Source organism: Mycobacterium sp. E136, assembly GCF_001666865.1.
GTDB lineage: Bacteria > Actinomycetota > Actinomycetes > Mycobacteriales > Mycobacteriaceae > Mycobacterium.
The window spans coordinates 1-16,475 of sequence record NZ_LZJE01000117.1; the positions used below are offsets into that span (position 1 = coordinate 1).

Annotated in this window: 15 protein-coding genes and 2 pseudogenes; 10 read left to right on the forward strand and 7 right to left on the reverse strand. The window is 68.4% G+C overall.

Going from position 1 to position 16,475, the window contains the following annotated elements; genetic code table 11:
- Together ligC and A5698_RS08225 are read left to right on the forward strand one after the other, a co-directional pair.
- Positions 1-168: pseudogene (ligC, locus tag A5698_RS28520) on the forward strand (ATP-dependent DNA ligase); the annotation flags it as partial.
- A gap of 59 nt (positions 169-227) precedes the next feature.
- Entirely contained in the window at positions 228-653 is a 426-nt protein-coding gene (locus tag A5698_RS08225) for a hypothetical protein (RefSeq protein WP_068295448.1), read from the forward strand.
- A 9-nt stretch (positions 654-662) separates the two neighbouring features.
- Here the strand turns inward: A5698_RS08225 and A5698_RS08230 are convergent, their stop codons facing one another.
- Genes A5698_RS08230 through A5698_RS08240 form a run of 3 tightly spaced genes read right to left on the reverse strand, consistent with a single transcriptional unit; the run spans position 663 to position 3,603 of the window.
- Positions 663-1,175, reverse strand: a complete 513-nt coding sequence (locus A5698_RS08230; protein WP_068295451.1) for a DUF3830 family protein — start codon at positions 1,173-1,175, stop codon at positions 663-665.
- Positions 1,172-2,575 (reverse strand): amidase, encoded by a 1,404-nt coding sequence (locus A5698_RS08235; protein ID WP_068295454.1) that lies wholly within the window; start codon positions 2,573-2,575, stop codon positions 1,172-1,174. Before A5698_RS08235 ends, A5698_RS08230 begins: the two co-directional genes overlap by 4 nt.
- A complete protein-coding gene (locus tag A5698_RS08240) occupies positions 2,572-3,603 on the reverse strand; it encodes a D-2-hydroxyacid dehydrogenase (RefSeq protein ID WP_502688889.1) in 1,032 nt (343 codons plus the stop codon). Before A5698_RS08240 ends, A5698_RS08235 begins: the two co-directional genes overlap by 4 nt.
- A gap of 104 nt (positions 3,604-3,707) precedes the next feature.
- Between A5698_RS08240 and A5698_RS08245 the strand changes: the two genes are divergently transcribed.
- The 3 genes from A5698_RS08245 to A5698_RS08255 are packed head-to-tail and all read left to right on the forward strand — an operon-like array spanning position 3,708 to position 5,877.
- Positions 3,708-4,445 (forward strand): maleate cis-trans isomerase family protein, encoded by a 738-nt coding sequence (locus tag A5698_RS08245; protein ID WP_197506706.1) that lies wholly within the window; start codon positions 3,708-3,710, stop codon positions 4,443-4,445.
- 56 nt (positions 4,446-4,501) lie between these two features.
- Positions 4,502-5,221 (forward strand): maleate cis-trans isomerase family protein, encoded by a 720-nt coding sequence (locus tag A5698_RS08250; protein ID WP_197506707.1) that lies wholly within the window; start codon positions 4,502-4,504, stop codon positions 5,219-5,221.
- The gene (locus A5698_RS08255) at positions 5,218-5,877 is read left to right on the forward strand and encodes a GntR family transcriptional regulator (RefSeq protein WP_067086655.1); all 660 of its coding nucleotides are present in this window, start codon (positions 5,218-5,220) and stop codon (positions 5,875-5,877) included. Before A5698_RS08250 ends, A5698_RS08255 begins: the two co-directional genes overlap by 4 nt.
- Before the next feature lie 3 nt (positions 5,878-5,880).
- Here the strand turns inward: A5698_RS08255 and A5698_RS08260 are convergent, their stop codons facing one another.
- A complete protein-coding gene (locus A5698_RS08260; RefSeq protein ID WP_231967340.1) occupies positions 5,881-7,338 on the reverse strand; it encodes an NAD-dependent succinate-semialdehyde dehydrogenase in 1,458 nt (485 codons plus the stop codon).
- Positions 7,339-7,398: 60 nt separating this feature from the next.
- Between A5698_RS08260 and A5698_RS08265 the strand changes: the two genes are divergently transcribed.
- Positions 7,399-8,676, forward strand: a complete 1,278-nt coding sequence (locus tag A5698_RS08265; RefSeq protein ID WP_068295464.1) for an aspartate aminotransferase family protein — start codon at positions 7,399-7,401, stop codon at positions 8,674-8,676.
- A gap of 1 nt (position 8,677) precedes the next feature.
- Here the strand turns inward: A5698_RS08265 and A5698_RS08270 are convergent, their stop codons facing one another.
- Positions 8,678-9,988 carry an MFS transporter gene (locus tag A5698_RS08270; protein WP_231967343.1) on the reverse strand — a complete coding sequence of 437 codons (1,311 nt, stop codon included), beginning with the start codon at positions 9,986-9,988 and terminating at the stop codon, positions 8,678-8,680.
- Between the two features lie 260 nt (positions 9,989-10,248).
- Between A5698_RS08270 and gluQRS the strand changes: the two genes are divergently transcribed.
- From gluQRS to A5698_RS08280, 3 genes and pseudogenes are all read left to right on the forward strand, one after another.
- Entirely contained in the window at positions 10,249-11,118 is an 870-nt protein-coding gene (gene gluQRS, locus A5698_RS08275) for a tRNA glutamyl-Q(34) synthetase GluQRS (RefSeq protein ID WP_068295468.1), read from the forward strand.
- Positions 11,119-11,163: 45 nt separating this feature from the next.
- Positions 11,164-12,618, forward strand: a pseudogene (locus tag A5698_RS27895) (ABC transporter permease subunit); the annotation flags it as partial.
- 3 nt (positions 12,619-12,621) lie between these two features.
- Positions 12,622-13,377 carry an amino acid ABC transporter ATP-binding protein gene (locus A5698_RS08280; protein WP_068295499.1) on the forward strand — a complete coding sequence of 252 codons (756 nt, stop codon included), beginning with the start codon at positions 12,622-12,624 and terminating at the stop codon, positions 13,375-13,377.
- A gap of 64 nt (positions 13,378-13,441) precedes the next feature.
- Here the strand turns inward: A5698_RS08280 and A5698_RS08285 are convergent, their stop codons facing one another.
- On the reverse strand, positions 13,442-14,650 hold the full coding sequence (locus A5698_RS08285; RefSeq protein WP_068295470.1) for a saccharopine dehydrogenase family protein: 1,209 nt from the start codon (positions 14,648-14,650) through the stop codon (positions 13,442-13,444).
- 68 nt (positions 14,651-14,718) lie between these two features.
- Positions 14,719-15,993 (reverse strand): tRNA guanosine(34) transglycosylase Tgt, encoded by a 1,275-nt coding sequence (gene tgt, locus A5698_RS08290; protein ID WP_084792333.1) that lies wholly within the window; start codon positions 15,991-15,993, stop codon positions 14,719-14,721.
- 17 nt (positions 15,994-16,010) lie between these two features.
- Here tgt and A5698_RS08295 point away from each other — a divergent pair, with 17 nt between their 5' ends.
- Positions 16,011-16,460: a lipoprotein LpqH gene (locus tag A5698_RS08295; protein ID WP_068295473.1), complete on the forward strand. Its 450-nt coding sequence runs from the start codon at positions 16,011-16,013 to the stop codon at positions 16,458-16,460.
- The last annotated feature ends 15 nt before the right edge of the window (positions 16,461-16,475 follow it).

The following is a 16,475-nucleotide window of genomic DNA, read 5'->3' on the forward strand; positions in this document are numbered from 1 at the left end:
GTCGCCTACGACCAGATGGAGGGCAACGGCGGCGCCGCACAACGCTTCCGCCACGCCGTGAAGTTCCGGCGGTGGCGCCCCGACCGCGACCCCCGCTCGTGCACCTACGAGCAACTCGAGCAACCGGTCACCTTCGCGCTGCGCGACATCGTTCCCGGCCTCGGCTGACCGCGGTGACTTTCGTCAACTCGCCGACCCGGGTGCGCCCGACGTGTGATGCTGCGGGCATGGCGATCACACGAGCGACGGCCGCGGCGGTGGTGCTCGCCGGCGCCGCGGTCGGATTGGCCGCACCGGCGGCAGCACAGGGGCGCTTGGAGGGCGAATTCCGGTTCGTCAACGGGCCGACGTCGAACACGTGGGCCATCACCACCCAGTGTCACCCCGAAGGCCGTTGCGGCGGAACGGTTTCGAGCTCGACGGGAATGATCGCGCAGATCGGTAGGCAGGCAGACGGCCCATGGACCATCGAACGTCACGACGTCTTCAACGGGCGTCCGTGTGCCGACGGCACTACCGGCCCAGCCGATCTGACGTACTCGTTCGACCCGGCGACCTTGGCGGGCAGCCTTCGCTACGCGTGGAAAGCCGGTTCCTGCAACGATCCCAACCCCGGCGAGAGCGAACAACCGGTCAGCCTGCAGCCGCTGTAGCGCGGAGCCTCAACCCGCAACGCGCGCGAAGGTCAGGGTTTCTCCGCGCACACCGCCCATCCACAGGTCCTGGCAGGCTTCGGCCATTTCGTCGAGGCCCTCGATGACCTCTCCGAACACGTTGCCCGGCACCCAACCCTGGTCCCCGTTGATCAGCAGGTTGTTGCGGCCGTAGAACAGCGCCAGGTCGACGATCGCACCGATGGTGCCGGTCCCGGTGGAGTTCTCGTAGCCGTAGGCCGGGTTGCCAAGCTGGTCGGAGTCGAACGAGAACCAGCACAGGTCGCCGGGGATCGGCGTCACGGTGGTGTTTTCCCTGCCCGGGTCCGCCGTAGCGAAAGCCGGTAGCAGCGTGTAGATCTCGTTGCGGGCGTACTTTCCGTGGAACACTTGCGACGACAGTGGGCGCTCGTCCAACGCGTCCCACACCGCGGCACACGTGCGTGGTGCCGCATCGTCGAGCAGGCGCGCGGTGCAGCGGACGTCGCGCTTGTCGAGGGACACGGTGATCAGCCTGCTCATCGAACTCCTTGTGTCATCACTGCCGGTGTACGCGTATGCCAGTCGGTGGCCATCTCGTGTGCGCGACCCACCCGCAGCACCGTCGCATCGGAGTGCCTGGGGCCGACGATCTGCAGCCCGATCGGCAACCCGGCGGAGGTGAAGCCGCACGGCACGCTCAGCGCGGGCTGCTGAGTCATGTTGAACGGGTAGGTGTAGGGCGTCCAGCTCGCCCAGTAGTGCGACCGCCAACCCTCGGGCACGTCGCGGCCGATGGGAAAGGCGGGCATCGGGAGCGTCGGGGTGACCAGCACGTCGTAGTCCCGGTGGAATCGCCCCATCACCTGCCCGAGCTGCATCCGCACGGCCGTGGCGTCGAGGTAGTCCGACGCCGAGAACGTCGCACCCACCGCGGCTATCCGGCGCAACCCGGGATCGACGCGATCGTCGACCGCTTCGCCGTAGGCCTGCAACACCTTCGCCGCCCCCGAGAACCACAGGATGTGGAAGGCCTCGATCGGGTCGCGGAAGCCGGGGTCGACCTCCTCGACCCGGGCGCCCGCGTCGGCCAGCACGTTCACCGCGGCCCGTACCGCCGCGTCGATCTCCGGGTCGTTGCGTACGTAGCCGAGCCTCGGTGAGAACGCCACACGCAGACCCGCGACACCGTCGTCGAGGCCGGCAAGGAACGACTCGCGCGGCGTCGGCATCGCCGACCAGTCGCGGGCGTCGAAACCGGTGATGACGTCCATCAGCGCGGCGGTGTCGACCACGGTCCGCGTCATCGGACCCGGATGCGCCAGCGTGCCGAACGGGCTCGGCGGATAGTGCGGGATCAGGCCGTACGTCGGCTTGAGCGCGACGGTTCCTGTGAACCCCGCCGGGATCCGCACCGATCCGCCCGCGTCGGTCCCGACCGACCAGACCCCCATGCCGAGGGCCACCGCCGCGGCGCTGCCGCCGCTCGAACCGCCCGCCGTCTTCGTGGGGTCCCACGGGTTGCCGGTGAGGCCGAAGCGCTCCGAGTCGGTCACGCCCTTCCACGAGTACTCCGGTGTCGTGGTCTTGCCGAGCAGCACCGCACCGGTCTCGCGCAGTCGCGCGGTGCAGGGTGCGTCCTCGTCCCAGGGACCGGCCTCGTCGATGAGCCAGCTGCCGCGAAGCGTCGGCCATCCCTTGGTCCACAGCGCGTCCTTGATCGACGCCGGCACCCCGTCTCCGGGGCCGAGCGGTTCCCCGGCGTGCCAGCGCGCCTCCGACGCGCGGGCGGCGGCCAGCGCACTCTCGGGGTCGACGAGCACGTAGGCGTTGACCGCACCGTCGTATGCATCGATTGCGGCCAGCGCCTCCTGCGTGGCTTCGACCGGAGAGATGGTCTTGGCGCGGTAGCCCTGCACCAGTTCGGCTGCGGTCGGGATCATCGCGAATCACGTCCCGAGGTCGCCGGCCTTCCGGCTCCGCTCGGGATGTAGCCGAGCTTTTTGTCCACCACATTCACCAAGGGCTCCCCCGCCAGCCAGCGCCGCGCGTTGTCGGCGAACTGCTCGGCCAGCGTCTCCCGCCAGCCCACGACGTCGCCGGCCATGTGCGCGGTGATCGTCACGTTGGGAGCGTCCCACAGCGGATGGTCGGTCGGCAGCGGTTCGGTGTCGAACACGTCCAGCGTCGCGCCGCCAATCCGGTTGTCGCGCAACGCCGAAACCAGTGCCGACTCCTCCACTAGCGGACCCCGTCCGATGTTGACCAGATGCGCGTCGGGTTTCATCGCGGACAACACCGACGCGTCCACCAGGCCGCGCGTGGCCGACGTCAGCGGCGCCGCGAGCACCAGGTGATCACACCAGCCGACCTCATGGGCCAGGCCCGCACTGGCCACCACGTCGCCGAAGTCGGGGTCGTCCGCCCTCGCGACGCGGCCCGCGCCGCGCACCTGCATGCCCGCGGCCCGCAGCAAGCGGGCGATCTCCCGGCCGATGCTGCCGGTGCCGACCACGAGTGCACGGGCCGCCGCGATGCCGCGGGTCTCGCGGTGAGACCATCGACGCTCGCGCTGCAGCGCGAAGCTGGTGCGGCTGTCCTTGGCGTGGGCGAGCACCGCGCCGAGCACGTATTCGGCGATGGGCCGGTCGAACACGCCGCGCGCGTTGGTCACCACGACGTCGGAGTCGCGCAGTTCGTCGAAGAGCAGGGTGTCGACGCCGGCCGCGGTGACGTGGATCCATTCGAGGTCGGTGGCGTCGCTCCACACGTCGCGCACCGCGGTCGAGAAGAAGTCCCACACCAACAGCGCGCGGGCTCCGCGGACGGCCGAAGCGAGGTCCTCGGCGGTGCAGTAGCGCATCTCGGCGCCGACACGCTCGACGCCTGGCGGGCGATCGGTGGATTTTTCGCACAGGACGGCGATCACCGGCTCGGAGGAACCATCCCTGACCTGCGACGACGACGCGATTTGCACGCTCTCCCCCGGGGCTGGCACGCCCCCAAGCTAGGGACACGCCGTAGGATTGTCAACAATCTGTTGCTGGTTTGGTCTTCTGGCCTCACACTGTGCAAATGAGGATCGGGGAATTGGTGCCGCCCCCACCATTGCAGCAGGTAGGCATAGGCGTAGTCACTCCGTACGACTTCGCGCTCGACCGCGAACTGTGGCGTTGGGTGCCCGACGACGTCAGCCTCTACGTCACCCGGCTGAGGTACGCCCCCTTGCCGGTGACCGTCGACATGGCGGTGCACATCTCCGATCCCGAACACGTGGTCGCGGGTGCGGCCAACGTGCTGGCGGTCTCGCCGATCGTCACCGCGTATGCGTGCACCGCGGGCAGCTTCGTCAAGGGGATGGCCGGCGAGGCCGCGCTGGTGGCGGCGATGCGGGCGGCCGGTGCGCCTGCAGCGGTCACCACCAGCGGCTCGATGCTCGAGGCGCTGTGCCACCTGGGCGTCGGCCGCGTTGCCACCGTCACCCCGTACACGTCGGATCTGACGATCGGCCTGACCAAGTACCTGATGGAGGCCGGTATCGAGGTGGTTGCCACCTCCGGCCTGGGCCTGACCGAGCAGATCTGGGCGGTGCCGTATTCGGAGACCGCCGAGCTGGTCCGCGCCACCGACGTCGCCGACGCCGAGGCCATCGTCGTCAGTTGTACGAACCTGCCGACCTACGACCTGATCGCCGAGCTGGAGGCCGAGCTGCAGAAGCCGGTGGTGACGGCCAACCAGGTGACGATGTGGGCGGCGCTGCGCGTCGCGGGGCGCAAGGCCGTGGGGCCGGGCCAGCGCCTGTTGGAGGCGTAGGCGTCGACCTGCCGGTTGTTAACATTGTCGACAATCTGCCGATCGAAGGGGCCGTAATGGCGACCGTAGGACTGCTCTACCCGGGGCGCAGCGCCGAGGACGATTTCCCGGCGCTGGAGGCCCGCGTCGCGGGGCCACTGCGCCTTCCCGTGGTCATCACCTCCGTCGGCGAGGACGCGCACCGGGTCGACGCGCTGCTCGATCTCGGTGGCGACGCCCGGCTCGCCGACGGGGTGCGTCAACTCGCCGACGAGCACCCGCACGCAGTGATGTGGGCGTGCACATCGGGCAGCTTTGTGTTCGGTCCCGAGGGCGCGCGCCACCAGGCCGCGAAAGTTGCTGCGGCGGCGGGAGTTCCGGCGTCCTCGACCTCGATAGCGTTCGTCGACGCGCTGCGCCACCTCGGTATCCGACGGGTGGCGGTGGCCGCGTCGTACCCGCAGGACGTCGCCGAGCATTTCGTGCGGTTCCTGGCCGCCGACGGGGTCGAGGTGGTGGCGATGGGCAGCCACGGGATCATCACGGCCGCCGAAGTCGGCACGCTGGAGCCCGAGCGGGTGGAGCAGATGGTCACCGCGGCCGATCACCCCGACGCGGAGGCCGTGCTGGTGCCCGACACCGCGATGCACACACTGGCGATCGTCGATCGGCTCGAGGCCGCGGTCGGCAAACCCGTGCTGACGGCCAACCAGGTGACGGTGTGGAAGGGTCTGCAACTCGCCGGCGGAGCGCCCGCCATCCCCGGATTGGGCCGCCTGTTCGAGGAGGCCCGGTGACCGAGTTCCTCGCGCCCGTCGAGCAGGAGTCCACGCCGAGCATCGTCGCCGACAAGCTGCGGCAGGCGATCGCGCACGGCGAGTTGGCCCCCGGCACGCAGCTGATCGAGGCCGACCTGGCCCGCAAGCTCGGCGTCAGCCGCGGGCCGCTGCGCGAGGGTATGCAGCGGCTGACCCAGGAGGGCTTATTGATCGCGATCCGCAACCGCGGGGTGTTCGTGATCGACATGACGCCCGACGTGGCGTCCGACATGTACCTCGCACGCGAGGCCATCGAACGCGCCGCGACCCGCCGGATCCTGCAGGGCGACTACGCATCTGCGGGCGACGAACTGCTGGAGATCGTCGAGGAGATGGCGGCGGCCGCCGACGTCGAGGAAGGCAGCGAGGCCGACATCCGCTTCCACGAGCGACTGGTCGAGTTGGCGGGCAGCCCGCGGCTGTCGCGGATGCACCAGACGTACCTCGTCGAGACGCGGATGTGCGTGCACGCGCTGGCCGACACCTATGACAACCCCAGCGACCGCGTCGTCGAACACCAGGCGCTGGCCAGCGCGATCAGGGCCGGCGACGTGCAGCTGTCCGACAAGCTGCTGATCGCGCACATGGAGGACGCCGTCGACCGGCTGATCGCTCGGGTGTCGCGCGGCGCCTGACCCCTACAGGGCGATACCGACGTACTTGGTCTCCAGGAATTCGTCGATGCCCATGGAGCCGCCCTCACGGCCGAGGCCCGACTGCTTGACGCCGCCGAACGGCGCCGCGGGATTGGACACGACGCCCTGGTTCAGCCCGACCATGCCGGTCTCGAGCGCCTCGGCGACCCGCAGTGCGCGCCGCAGGTCGTTGGTGAACACGTAGGCGACCAGTCCGTATTCGGTGTCGTTGGCGGCGGCGACGACCTCGTCCTCGGTCTCGAACGGCGTCAACGGAGCCACCGGGCCGAAGATCTCCTCACCGGACATCCGGGCGTCGCGCGGGACACCGGTCAGCACGGTCGGCGCATAGAAGTAGCCGTCGCCGGAAACCGGTGTGCCGCCGGTCAATACGCGGGCGCCGCGGCCCACCGCGTCGTCGACCAGGTCCTGCACCTTGTGCAGCGCGGCCTCGTCGACCAGCGGACCGACCTTGACCCCGTCCTCGGTGCCGCGGCCCACGGTCATCGCCGCCATCCGTTCGGCGAGCCGGCGCCCGAACTCGTCGATCACCGCGGCATGGACGAAGATCCGGTTCGCCGCCGTGCAGGCCTCGCCCATGTTGCGCATCTTGGCCGCGATCGCCCCGTCCACCGCCTCATCGAGGTCGGCGTCGGCGAACACGATGAACGGGGCGTTGCCCCCGAGTTCCATCGAGGTCCGCAGCACCTTCTGGGCGCACTGTTCGAGCAGGATGCGGCCCACCCGGGTCGACCCGGTGAACGACAGCTTGCGGGCCAGCCCGGACCGGACTAACGGTTCGCACACCGCGTTCGCATCCATCGCGGTGATGCAGTTGACCGCACCGGCCGGCACGCCCGCCTCGTCGAGGATCGCCATCAGCGCCAACATCGTCAGCGGGGTCTGGTGCGCAGGTTTGATCACGCTGGTGCACCCGGCGGCGATGGCCGGGCCCAGCTTGCGGGTGCCCATCGCCATCGGGAAGTTCCACGGGGTGATCAACAGGCAGGGCCCGACGGGCTGGCGGGCGATCAGGAATCGCGCATTGCCCGCGGGTGCGGTCTGGTAGCCACCGTCGATACGAGTGGCCTCTTCGGCGAAGTGGCGGAAAAACTCTGCGGCGTAACCGACTTCACCGCGCGCCTCGGCGAGGGGTTTGCCCATCTCCAGCGTCATCAGCAGCGCCAGGTCGTCGACGCGAGCGTGCAGCAACTCGAACGCCGCCATCAGCATGTCGGCGCGGGCGCGAGGCGGTGTCGCGGCGAACTCCCGCTGCGCGGCCACCGCGGCGTCCAATGCGGCACGGGCATCGGCCGGGGTGGCGTCGGCGACCGCACACAACGTCCGCCCGGTCGCCGGATCGACGACGTCGAAGGTGCGCCCCTCGCTCGCGTCGACCCACTTGCCGTCGACGAACAACAGCTTGTTCACCGCATCGATCACATGCCGTTCGCGGTCCACCACGCCTCCTTGAATAGTCAGATTGTTGACAATCTACAGCCAGCCACTGAGGATCGTGCCATGACCTCGGCCTCTCAAGCCCCACAGCTCTCGCAGATCCTCAAGCAGGCGACCGGCGTCGTGGCCGCCCGCGGCAAAGGGGTGCTGCTCTACGACGAACAGGACCGCCGGTATCTCGACTTCACCGCGGGCATCGGGGTCACCAGCACCGGACACTGCCACCCGCGGGTCGTGGAGGCCGCGCAGCGCCAGGTCGCCACGCTGATCCACGGCCAGTACACGACCGTGATGCACCGCCCGTTGCTCACGCTGGTGGAGCGCCTCGGCGAGGTGTTGCCCTCCGGACTGGACCGGCTGTTCTTCGCCAACTCCGGTAGCGAGGCGGTGGAGGCGGCGCTGCGGCTGTCCCGACAGGCCACCGGCAGGCCGAACGTCATCGTCTTCCACGGCGGTTTTCACGGCCGCACCGTGGCGGCGGCGTCGATGACCACCTCCGGCACCAAATTCCGCTCGGGTTTCTCCCCGCTGATGGCAGGCGTGCACGTCGCACCGTTCCCCGACCCGGGCCACTACGGATGGCCGGTCGAGCAGGCCACCGACTTCGCGCTGAACCAACTCGACTACCTCCTGCAGACGATCAGCGCGCCGGCCGACACCGCCGCGTTCTTCGTCGAACCGGTACTCGGCGAGGGCGGATACGTGCCGGCCAACGAACGGTTCTTCGCCGGCCTGCGCGAGCGTGCCGACGCGCACGGCATCCTGCTGGTCGTCGACGAGGTGCAGACCGGCTTCGGGCGCACCGGCCGCTTCTGGGGCCATCAGCACTTCTTCACCGCGCACGCGCGCCCGGACATCCTGATCACCGCGAAGGGGCTCGCGTCGGGCTTCCCGCTCTCGGGTATCGCGGCGCCGGCGGCGCTGATGGAGCGGGCGTGGCCGGGCTCGCAGGGAGGTACGTACGGCGCGAACGCCGTGGCGTGCGCTGCGGCGGTGGCCACCCTGGACGTGATCGCCGACGAGCGACTGGTCGACAACGCCGCCGAACGTGGCGCGCAGTTACGCGAGGCGCTGCAAACGGTCGGCGACAAGTTCGACGCGATCTCCGATGTGCGCGGTCTCGGGTTGATGATCGGCACCGAATTCCGCGACGCCGCAGGCAAACCCGATGGAGCCACGGCCCTCGCCGTGCAGCAGGAGGCCGCCCGCCGGAGCCTGCTGTTGCTGACCTGCGGGGCGTGGGGACAGGTCGTGCGGTTCATCCCCGCGCTCGTCGTCACCGCCGAGCAGATCGACGAGGCCGCGGGCATCTGGTCCGACGCGGTGAACGCCGTCCTGTGAGTCAGCGGCTGCCCTCGAGCGCGTACGCCTCTTGAGGCGGCGCTTCCGGCGTGCCCGGAATCTCGGTCCCGTTGATCGGACAGCGCGCGGTCTCGGGGTTCTTCACCAGTGCGATCGCGCCGACGATGCAGGCGCCCATCATGTAGTAGGCCGGCACCAGGTTGTCGCCCGTCGCGTTGACCAACCAGTCGTTGACCGCCGGCGCGGTGCCGCCGAACAGCGCCGTCGACACGTTGTAGGCGATGGCGAAGCCGGCATAGCGCACCTGCGTCGGGAACATCGCCGGGAACGTCGCCGAGATCGTCGCCAACTGTGGCACGTAGAGCAACCCGAGCACCGCGAAGCCGATGATGGCGCCGATGACGCCGGTCGACATCAGCATGAACATCGGGATCCCGGCGACGAACAATCCGATCAACGAGACCCACCACACCGGTTTGCGCCCGAACCGGTCCGAGGCCAGGCCCGCGAACGGCAGGAACACCATCATCGAGAGCATGCCGATGATCGGTACGACCAACGACATGTCGGTGGACAACCCGATCGACTGCTCGAGGTAGGTGGGCATGTAGGTGAGCAGCGTGTAGTTGACGACGTTGAGCGCGACCACCAGCCCGCCGAGGCGAAGGATCGGCCCCCAGTACTCGGCGAGAAGGTCCCGGAACGCGGCGAAGACGTTCGCCTCCTGCGCGCCCTGGTCCTCCAACTCTTTGAAGACCGGCGTCTCGTCCAGCCGGGTACGCAGGTACAGCCCGATCAGGCCGAGGGGCGCGGCGACGAGGAACGGCAGCCGCCAGCCCCACACGTCCATCTGGTCGTCGGAGAGCACCAGCGAGAAGCCGAGCATCATCAGCGCACCGGTGGAGAAACCGGCCAGGGTGCCGAATTCGAGGAAGCTGCCCAGGACGCCGCGACGGCGGGTCGGCGCGTACTCGGCCATGAACGTGGCTGCGCCGCCGTACTCGCCACCGGTCGAGAAGCCCTGGATCATTCGCAGGATCACCATCAGGACGGGTGCCCAGACGCCGATCGTGGCGTAGCTCGGCACGAGTCCCACGCACAGCGTCGCGCTCGCCATCACCAGGATCGTGATGGCCAGGACGCGGCGCCGACCGAGGCGGTCGCCGAGCGGGCCCCAGACGAACCCGCCGAGGGGGCGAACGAGGAAGGAGACCGCGAACGTCATCAGTGCCAGCAGCGTCGCCGTCGTTCCCTCGCCCGGAAAGATCGCGGAAGAGATGTAGGAGACCCCGTAGGCGTACAGGCCGTAGTCGAACCATTCGGTGTAGTTGCCGACGGCCGAGGCCGCGATCGCCTTCTTTACGTCACCCGATGAGGGCGCCTCGTGCTCGGGTTGGTGCTGCGGGCTGGTGGAACCATCGGGATCCACGTGCGGGCCTCCTCGCGTCCGTCGGGCACGACCTGCCCGGCGAGCGCCGGCATCGGGCCGTGTTTCTCGGTGCACAGGCAAATTACCAGCGCAGGCCGGGGGATACCCGGAATCACCGTTCCCAAGGCAACATTGACAGAACTGTTAAAAAGCCCCCTAGCGGTGCCCGCTAGATTGCGGTCATGACCGCAGGCAGGTTCGCTCCGAGTCCCTCGGCGGATCTGCACATCGGGAACCTGCGGACCGCGATCCTGGCGTGGCTGTTCGCCCGCTCGACGGGCCGGCGGTTCCTCATGCGCGTCGACGACCTCGACGACCGCACGTTCACCGACGTCGGGCAGCGGCAACTGGACGACCTGGCCGCGATCGGGCTGACCTGGGACCTGGTGGAGTGGCAGTCGGAGCATCCCGAGCGCTATGACGCCGCCATCGCCGAGCTGGACGGTCGCGGGCTGCTGTACGAGTGTTATTGCAGCCGAAGGGATATCGCGCAGGCTCCCCGAGCACCGCATGCACCGCAGGGCGCCTACCCGGGCACGTGCCGCGAGCTGACGGATGACGAGCGCGCGGCGCGACGGGCGGAGACGGGACGTCCGCCCGCGCTGCGGTTGCGCAGCGACGCCATCGTGCACACCGTCCACGACGTGCTCCACGGTGAGTACACCGGCATCGTCGACGACTTCGTGGTTCGCCGCGGCGACGGGGTGCCTGCCTACAACCTCGCGGTCGTGGTCGACGACGCGAGCCGGGGCGTCGATCAGGTGGTGCGCGGGGACGACCTGCTGCCCTCCTCGCCGCGGCAGGCGTATCTGGCTCGGATGCTGGGCCATCCGGAGCCGGTCTACGCCCACGTTCCGCTGGTGCTCAACGAAGACGGCGCACGGTTGGCCAAGCGCGACGGCGCGGTCACGCTCGCCGAGATCGGCGTACCGCGGGTGCTTGCGCAGATCAGTGAGTCGTTGGGCTGGCGCGCCCGCGACGTCGAGGGCATGCTCGCCGAGTTCGACCCGCAACGGTTACCGCGACAGCCGTGGGTTTATCGCCCCGACTGATCCGAACACTTCCCCGACCCGCACCGCGTGGATTAGGTTCCGCCGGTGCACCGAAACCTCAGGCGGGCACTGCCCGCCCTTTTGCTCGCGGCGGCGGTGCTGTTCGGCGCCGCCGCGTGCGGTTCATCGGAATCCAACAACGACGACCCGATCCAATCGGCGGGAGTGCTGCGCGTGGGCACCGAGGGCGTGTACCCGCCGTACTCGTTCCACGATCCCCGCCAGGGCGGCCAGCTCGCCGGATACGACGTCGACGTCGCCCGTGCCGTCGCCGAAAAGCTGGGCGTGCGAATCGAGTTCGTCGAGACGTCGTGGGATTCGATCTTCGCCGCCCTGGAGGCCAACCGCTTCGACGTTGTCGCCAACGAGGTGACGATCACCGACGAGCGCAAGGCCAAATACGACCTGTCCGACCCGTATTCGATGGCCGAGGGCGTGATCGTGACACGGGCCGACGACGATTCGGTCCGGTCGCTGGCCGATCTCAAGGGCAAGCGGGCCGCGCAGAGCCCGACGAGCAACTGGGCGACGGTCGCGCGTGACGCGGGAGCGCAGATCGATTCGGCCGACGGTTTCTCCCAAGCGCTCAGCGTGCTCAATGACGGCCGCGTCGACGTCGTCGTCAACGACAGCATCACGGTGCTGGCGTATCAGGCCGAACATCCCGACGCCCCGATCAAGGTCGCGGCCAGGACGGGCGAGCGGAGCGAGCAGGCGTTCGCCGCGCGCAAGGACAGCGGCTACCTGCCCGAATTGAACAAGGCACTCGAGGAACTGCGCGCCGACGGAACGCTGACCGAGATCTCGAAGAAGTACCTCGACGTCGACCTGTCGAGGGCTGCGCCCACGGGCACCTGGCAATTGATCGGAGACAACCTGTGGCCGCTGGCGCGCGCGGCGATCGAGAAGACGATCCCGTTGACGGTCATCAGCTTCACGATCGGCCTGGTGATCGCGCTGGTGGTGGCGCTCGCGCGGTTGTCGGCGAACATCGTGGTCGCCGGTGTGGCGCGGTTCTACATCTCGATCATCCGCGGGACACCGCTGCTGGTTCAGCTGTTCATCGTGTTCTTCGCGCTGCCGCAAATCGGTGTGCGGATCGACCCGTTCCCCGCAGCGGTCATCGCGTTCAGCCTGAACGTCGGCGGTTACGCGGCCGAGGTGATCCGCTCGGCGATCCAATCGATCCCGAAGGGGCAGTGGGAGGCGGCCGAGACGATCGGCCTCAACTACGTTGGGGCGCTGCGGCGCATCATCTTGCCGCAGGCCACCAGGGTTGCGGTCCCGCCGCTGTCGAACACGTTGATCTCGCTGGTGAAGGATACGTCGCTGGCGTCGACGATCCTGGTCACCGAGCTGTTCCGGACGGCGCAGAACATCGCGGCGCCGACGTTCGAGTTCTTCGCGCTCTACGGCACCGCCGCGCTGTACTACTGGATCATTTGTCTGGTGCTCTCGTTCGGCCAGAGCCGATTCGAGCGACGGCTGGAAAGGTTCGTCAAAGTGACGCAATCGCGGGTGCGCGCCGAGGGCATACGGAACGCCTTCGGCGACAACAACGTACTGAACGACGTCTCATTCGAGGTGGCGCAGGGTTCGGTGACGACGATCATCGGACCGTCGGGTTCGGGTAAGACGACGCTGCTGCGGACCCTCAACGCGCTCGACCTGCCCGACGCCGGAGTCATCCGCGTCGGCGATGTCGAGATCGACTTCTCCGGGCCGGTGCCCAAGGATCGCCTGCGTGCGTACCGGGCGCAGAGCGGGTTCGTGTTCCAGAGCCACAACCTGTTTCCGCACAAAACGGTGCTGCAGAACATCATCGAGGGGCCGGTCGTCGTGCAGAAGCGCCCCAGGGCGGAGGCCGAGGCGGACGCCGTGGCCCTGCTGGAACAGGTCGGGCTCGCCGACAAGAAGGACCAGTTCCCGTTCCAGTTGTCCGGTGGTCAGCAGCAGCGGGTCGGCATCGCGCGGGCGTTGGCGCTGCGGCCGAAGGTGGTGCTGTTCGACGAACCGACCTCCGCACTCGATCCCGAACTGGTCGGCGAGGTGCTGTCGGTCATCCGGGATCTCGCGGTCGAGGGCTGGACCCTGGTGATCGTCACCCACGAAATCCAGTTCGCCCGACAGGTTTCCGATCAGGTGTTGTTCACCGACCGCGGAGTGATCCTGGAGAAGGGTCCGCCCGCCGATGTGATCGGGAACCCGACACAGGAGCGGACCCGCCAGTTCCTCGACCGGATCCTCAACCCTTTGTAGCGATTTGTGTGCATTCTGTTGCGCTGAGCGCGCCTAAGCGCACACAAGTCGCACTCGGACGAGACTAGGGCATCTCCTTCTGACCCCACGGCGACCCGTACGCCGTCAACAGGTCCAGGAACGGCACGGCATCGAACGCCTCGGGTCCGAGCACACCGGTGCCGCTCCAGGTACCGCCGGCCAGAAGTTCAAGGGCGACAACCGGATTGATCGCGGTCTGCCAGACCACACACTGGTGGCCGTATTCGGCCATCGACCATTCGTTGTCGACGACGTGATAGAGGTAGGTCGACCGGGTGTTGCCGTCCTTGCCGGTCCCCGTCACCCACAGGCCGGCGCAGGTCTTTCCGCGCATCTTCGGCCCCAGCGTCGCGGGGTTGGGCAGGCAGGCCGCCACCACATCGCGGGGGCTGACCTCGACACCGGAGACGTTCACCTTGTCGGTGCGGTCGAGCCCGAGCTTGTGCAACGTCTTGAGGACGTCGATGAACTCCTCGCCGAGGCCGTACTTGAACGTCGCCCGCTTGCATTTGACCCAGCGCGGCATCAGCAGCACTTCCTCGTGCTCGACGTTCACGCATTCGACGGGCCCGATACCGTCGGGGAAGTCGAAAACCTCCGGCTCGCTGAAGGGTTCAGTGGTGAACCAACCGCGGTCGGCCTCCCAGATGACCGGCGGGTTGAGGCACTCCTCGATGGTGGTCCAGATCGAGAACGACGGTGCGAAGTCGTAACCGTCGACGGTCAGGTTCGACCCGTCCCGGGTGCCGAGCTCGTCGATGTCGGAGAACAGGTGATCGGCGGCGTAGCGCGCGAACACGTCCGACAGGCCCGGTTCCACGCCGATGCCGACCAGCGCCAACCGGCCGGCGTCGCGCCACCGCTGTTCGGCGGCGAACTGCTCGTCGCCCAGCTTGACGCCCGGTAGCGCATACGGCTGCTCGGGGTGGCGCCGCGACAGGCTCATCGCCATGTCGAGGTAATCGGCGCCGCCGGCGAGTGCGCCGTCGAAGATCGGCATCACAAAGCGCGGGTCGACGGCGTTCATCACATGGGTTATGCCGTGGGTGCGGACGAGGTCCGCGACCGCTTCGGCCGACGTGGCGTCCACCCGCGCGGCGCCGAACCGCGCATCACCAACCGCCTCGGCGGCCCGACGCGCCCGGGCCTCGTCGTAGTCGGCGACGACGATCGTGTCGAAGAAATCACGCCGCGCCGCGATGGAACAGAACGCGGCACCCACACCGCCCGCGCCGATCAGCAGTATCCGCATGGCTAGAAAGTACGGGATTCGGTGCAAGAGCGATCGCTGAGCGACGGTTACCGCACCGAAATCGCGGATTAGGTACTGGTTGCGTAGTAGCGGCCCAGCACGTCCGCACGCAGCTCGTCGAACTCACCCGCATCGATGGCCGCCCGGATCCGGTCGACGAGCCGTACCACGAACCGCTCATTGTGGATGGTGCACAGCGTCGCCGACAGGATCTCCTTGGCCTTGAACAGGTGATGCAGATATGCCCGGGTGTAGTGGGCGCACGTGTAGCAGTCGCATTCGGCGTCGATCGGGGTGAACTCGCGCCGGAACCGTGAATTGGTGATGTTGAAGCGTCCGGTCGTGGAGTACACCGCGGCATTGCGTGCGACGCGCGACGGCGATACGCAGTCGAACGTGTCGGCCCCCGCGGCGATCGCGTCGAACAGATCGTCGGGCTCGCTGATGCCCAGCAGATGCCGCGGCTTGTCGGCGGGCAGTTCGTCACACACCCACCCGACGATGGTGGCCAGGTTCTGCTTCTCCAGTGCGCCGCCGATGCCGTAGCCGTCGAACTCCAGACCCTCCGCCGGCCCGGCGCCGTCGCCGATCGCCACCAGACCGCGGGCGGCTTGCCGCCGCAGGTCTTCGTACTGCGCACCCTGCACGATCCCGAACAATGCCTGCTTCGGTTTGTCCGGCCGGGTGGCCTGCAGCCGTCGGTGTTCGGCCAGGCACCGCACCGCCCAGTCGTGCGTGCGCTGAACCGACCGCTCCTGGTACCCGCGGGTGTTCACCAGCGTGGTCAGCTCGTCGAACGCGAAGATGATGTCGGCGCCCAGCCGATGCTGGATGCCGATCGACACCTCCGGGGTGAACCGGTGCACGGAGCCGTCCAGGTGAGACCGGAACGTCACCCCATCGTCGTCGACGTTGGCCAGCCGCTCCTTGCCTTCGGCGATGATGTCGTCGGCCTGGACGCGCTCGGTGTCCATCGCGAGCACTTTGCGAAACCCCGCCCCCAAGGACAGCACCTGAAATCCGCCGCTGTCGGTGAACGTCGGGCCAGGCCAGTTCATGAACGCCGACAGGCCGCCGGCCTCGTCCACGATGTCCGGGCCGGGCTGCAGATACAGGTGATAGGCGTTGGCCAGAATGGCTTGGGCGCCAAGTTCTTTCATCATCTCGGGCAGCACCGCCTTGACGGTCGCCTGGGTGCCGACGGGAATGAACGCCGGGGTGTGGATCTCGCCGTGCGGAGTGCGGATCACGCCGGTGCGGCCGGCCCGGCCGGGGAGTTCGGCGGTCACGCTGAAAAACGGAGCCGACGACTCTTTCGGAGCGGGAGATTTCGGCACGGCCACGTCGTAGATTCTGCACTGTGAAAAATCGGTGGGTCCCGACGTGCTGCGTCGCCGCGATCGTGGCGGGGTTGGCCGGTTGTTCGAGCCCGCCGGAGTACACCCCGCCCAAGGGTGAGCTGATCGCGGGCACGGCCCAGGTGACGGTCAACGGTCGCGACGCGGGCACCACCGACGCGGTGCAGTGCAACACCACGGGTTACCTGACCACGATCACCACCGGCGACCAGACGTCGGGCGTCACGGCGATGGTCTCGAACAAGGAGGAGTTGGCCGTCGAGTCGGTCGGAATCAACAACGTCGGCGGCTTCACCGGCAGCTACACCGCGGGCGTTGGCGACACGGCCGAGTCCGCGGACATCGCGATGACGGGCCGGACCTACGACATTTCGGGTGCCGCCGACGGCTTCGACACCGACAATCCCAGCTTCCGCGCGTCCGGCACGTTCGCCATTCGCGTGTCCTGCTGAGCGGACCCCGGTACG